This is a genomic window from Moorena sp. SIO4E2 (assembly GCF_010671945.1).
GTDB lineage: Bacteria > Cyanobacteriota > Cyanobacteriia > Cyanobacteriales > Coleofasciculaceae > Moorena > Moorena producens.
The window spans coordinates 6,711-10,502 of sequence record NZ_JAAHIE010000250.1 but is presented as its reverse complement, the minus strand read 5'-3'; the positions used below and the strand labels follow the sequence as shown (position 1 = coordinate 10,502).

The window sequence follows — 3,792 nt, the reverse complement described above, 5'->3', positions numbered from 1 at the left end:
GGTAAGCAAAATCCTAGCAGAGGAGAACATTGATACAGGCGCAGTGTGGGTAAGTAAGCTAAAGCCATCAGTAACCATGTCACAAAGGATGCGATCGCATTCAGCCAATGTCCAGTCAAAACACTAAGGATCAAACCAATCGGGGCTACTAGATAAATTAACGTCATTGCCATCACCGTACCCACTAATAGCCATGGGGAATACTCTAGTTGGGTAAAAGCCGTGCGAGCAATCATGTTCCAGATACTCGCTAAAGAAGGATATGGTCGTAAGCTGCGAGTTGATTGACTTAGCCCTAACCAAATCCCACCAAACCCAGGGCGTTGCTGATTGGTTTTGCTAAAGCCCCCTAAATCCCCCAACTTTGGGGGACTTTGAGAGTTTTGTTCCCCCCAAAATTGGGGGGCTAGGGGGGCGAAACTTTTTGTATTACTGGATTTAACTGCTTGAGCTAGGGCACAATCATCGATTAATGCTTGACGCACTACCTCAATCCCACCGATGCGGTTTAAGGCTTGATGGCGAATTAAAATACATCCTCCAGCCGCAGCCGCAGTGGATTTTGTCGGGTTATTGACCCAAGCAAAGGGATAGAGTTTTTGAAAGAAGAAGACAAAAGCAGGAATAAGAAGTCGTTCCCAAAAGTCTTGGCATCTGAGCAACACCATTAGGGAAACTAGATCCAAATTTTCCATCTCGGCTTTGGTTACCAGTTGACGGAGATTGGCTGGATCATGCTCTATATCAGCATCGGTAAATAAAAAATAATCTGGGGCTGGGGTTTGCTGCTGCCCATAACGAATGCCTTGTTCTAAGGCCCAGAGTTTACCAGTCCAGCCAGGGGGTAACGTTTGACCGGATAATACTTCTAGTTGGAATCGTTCGGAGGATTGGTTGCTTTCCTCGGCAAGGGCTTGAGCAATGGTCGCTGTTTGATCAGTGCTTTGGTCATCTACTACAATCACCGTCAAGCAGCCAGGATAGTCTTGAGCCAGAAGCGATCGCAATGTCGTGGGGAGCAACTCAGCTTCATTACGAGCTGGAATTACAGCACAAACCTTGGGTAATGATTCCCCTTGACCTACAGACCTGGTAGGGAATTTCTCTATAACCAGCCGTTGGTCTGCTCGCCAAAACTGACCCCGAAATCCTAGTAATCCGATCCAAATCCCTAAAGATAGAACAGTGATTCCTAATCCGATTGTATCCATTTGTATTGATACCTATTGCTAATTCTCCACTACAAGTAGCAAAATAACGTAACCAAAGGTGCGCGCACCTTTGAATGTGGTGTGTGAAGTAGAACGGTAAAACATGCAAACCCAAGACAGGATTGTACACTCAGGGGTTACAAAAGCGATCGCAAATAGCCAAAGCTATTTACTCGCTCAGCAATATCCCGATGGTTACTGGTGGGCAGAACTGGAATCTAATGTCACCATAACAGCGGAAATTATCCTACTCCATAAAATTTGGGGAACTGACAAACAACGACCTTTACATAAAGCGGAAGCCTATCTGCGTTCACAACAGCAGAAACACGGTGGCTGGGAACTTTTCTATGGTGATGGTGGGCATTTGAGTTGTTCGGTAGAAGCTTATATGGCACTCCGCCTTTTGGGGGTCCCCGCCAGCGACTCAGCTTTGGTCCGAGCCAGGGATTTTATTCTCAGACGGGGTGGCATCAGCAAAACCCGGATTTTCACCAAATTTCATTTAGCCTTGATTGGCTGCTATAGCTGGCGTGGGATTCCCTCGATTCCCCCCTGGATAATGTTGTTTCCAGAATGGTTTCCCTTTACGATCTATGAAATGTCTAGCTGGGCAAGGGGAAGTACAGTTCCTTTATTAATTGTCTTTGACCAGAAGCCAGTATTTGAGATTGAGCCAAGGATCAATCTAGACGAGTTATATACCGAAGGAGCTGATCAGGTCAAATTCGAGCTACCTCGCAATTCCGATTGGACAGATTTATTTGTACTGCTTGATGATGGATTTAAGTTAGCAGAAGACTGGAATTTAGTTCCATTCCGGAAGCAGGGACTGGCAGCAGCGGAAAAATGGGTCTTGGAGAGGCAAGAAGCCACAGGAGACTGGGGGGGAATTATTCCAGCCATGTTGAATTCCCTGTTAGCGTTGCGTTGTCTCAACTATGATCTTGCGGATCCGATCGTGCAACGGGGACTGGAAGCCATTGATCGGTTTGCCATTGAAACCCCTGACAGCTACCGAGTCCAAGCCTGTGTTTCCCCAGTTTGGGATACAGCTTGGGTATTGCGAGCGATGGTGGAATCTGGTTTAGAACCGGATCATCCAGCCTTAGTTCGGGGTGGAGAATGGTTGTTGCAGCAGCAAATACTAGACTATGGGGATTGGGTGGTGAAGAATCCCCAAGGGAAACCAGGAGGATGGGCCTTTGAGTTTCAAAACCGTTTCTATCCTGATTTAGATGATTCCCCAGTAGTGATTATGGCCTTGAATAGCTTGAAACTCCCTAATCAGAAACTAAAGCAGGCAGCCATGGCTCGTGGCTTGGCTTGGATAGCATCAATGCAGTGTAACCAAGGGGGTTGGGCTGCGTTTGATATTAATAATAATCAACACTGGCTCAATTCTCTGCCCTATGCTGACCTGAAAGCTATGATTGACCCTAACACAGCGGATGTGACCGCACGGGTCCTGGAAATGCTGGGTTCGTGTAATTTGTCCATAGAATCCCAGCAGTTGGAGAATGCGATCGCATTTTTGATTCAGGAACAGGAAGCCGATGGCAGCTGGTTTGGTCGTTGGGGGGTTAACTATATCTATGGCACCAGTAGTGCTCTTTCCGCCTTGTCAAAGATAGCGCCTCACACCCACCAACGTAGTATCGAACGGGGTGCCGCTTGGCTAGTGAAATGTCAAAACCTCAATGGTGGCTGGGGTGAGACCTGTCTTAGTTACGATGATCCCACTCTTAAGGGACTAGGAATCAGTACTGCATCTCAAACCGCTTGGGCTTTAATTGGTTTAATGGCAGCAGGAGAAGCTACTGGCAACTGGGCAATGGATGCCATTGAGATGGGAGTCAACTACTTAGTGTCAACTCAGCAGCCCGATGGCAGTTGGGATGAAACCGAGTTTACAGGCACAGGTTTTCCCAGTCATTTTTATTTGAAGTACCACTTCTATCAACAATATTTCCCGTTGTTGGCCTTGGGAAGGTATCAAATTTCTATTTCAAGTTGAAGGTTGTTTGTCGGAATGTAGAATTAAGAATGTAGAATGTAGAATGTATAATTAAGAATGTATAATTAAGAATGCAGAATGTAAAATCCAGAATGGTGAATGGTGAATGTCGAATACAGAATTCCAAATTCTTAATTCTTAATTCTTAATTCTTAATTCTTAATTCTTAATTCTTAATTCTTAACTCTTAATTCTTAATTCTTAATTCTTAATTCCCACGCATCCTGTTTATTGCTAATGCTCAGTCAACCAGACCGTCAAATCTGTGACGGTCTCAAAATCCAACAGCGCCTCGCTCAACTCCTCCAATTGAGCAATAGAAAGCTTTTGAATCCCCTCAAGTAGCTGGTCAGAAATACTACCAAACCGACGGGTGATCAGACGTCTAACGATTGAGTACCCTTCCTCTTGTTTTCCTTCCAGTTTTCCTTCAAGCTTTCCTTCACGTTTTCCTTCGAGTAAACCAAGTTTATGTCCTTTTTGAATTATCTTCTGATAAATTACAGACTCTTGCATCACGTCCTCCGGAAATAATTCTGTGATCAACCTTTGGTCAAACCGCAA

At 45.2% G+C, this 3,792-nt stretch carries 3 protein-coding genes; 1 reads left to right on the top strand and 2 read right to left on the bottom strand.

Going from position 1 to position 3,792, the window contains the following annotated elements; all coding sequences use genetic code 11:
* Positions 1–1,211: glycosyltransferase (locus F6K37_RS22590; RefSeq protein ID WP_287252277.1), on the bottom strand; the 1,211-nt coding region annotated here is incomplete at its 3' end.
* A gap of 103 nt (positions 1,212–1,314) precedes the next feature.
* Between F6K37_RS22590 and shc the strand changes: the two genes are divergently transcribed.
* Entirely contained in the window at positions 1,315–3,228 is a 1,914-nt protein-coding gene (gene shc, locus F6K37_RS22585) for a squalene--hopene cyclase (protein WP_287252275.1), read from the top strand.
* Between the two features lie 234 nt (positions 3,229–3,462).
* Here shc and F6K37_RS22580 read toward each other — a convergent pair.
* Positions 3,463–3,792: DUF4351 domain-containing protein (locus F6K37_RS22580; protein WP_287252274.1), on the bottom strand; the 330-nt coding region annotated here is incomplete at its 5' end.

Coding starts and splice junctions, on each gene's coding strand:
- shc (WP_287252275.1), top strand. CDS start 1,315: ATGCAAACCCAAGACAGGATTGTACACTCAGGGGTTACAAAAGCGATC.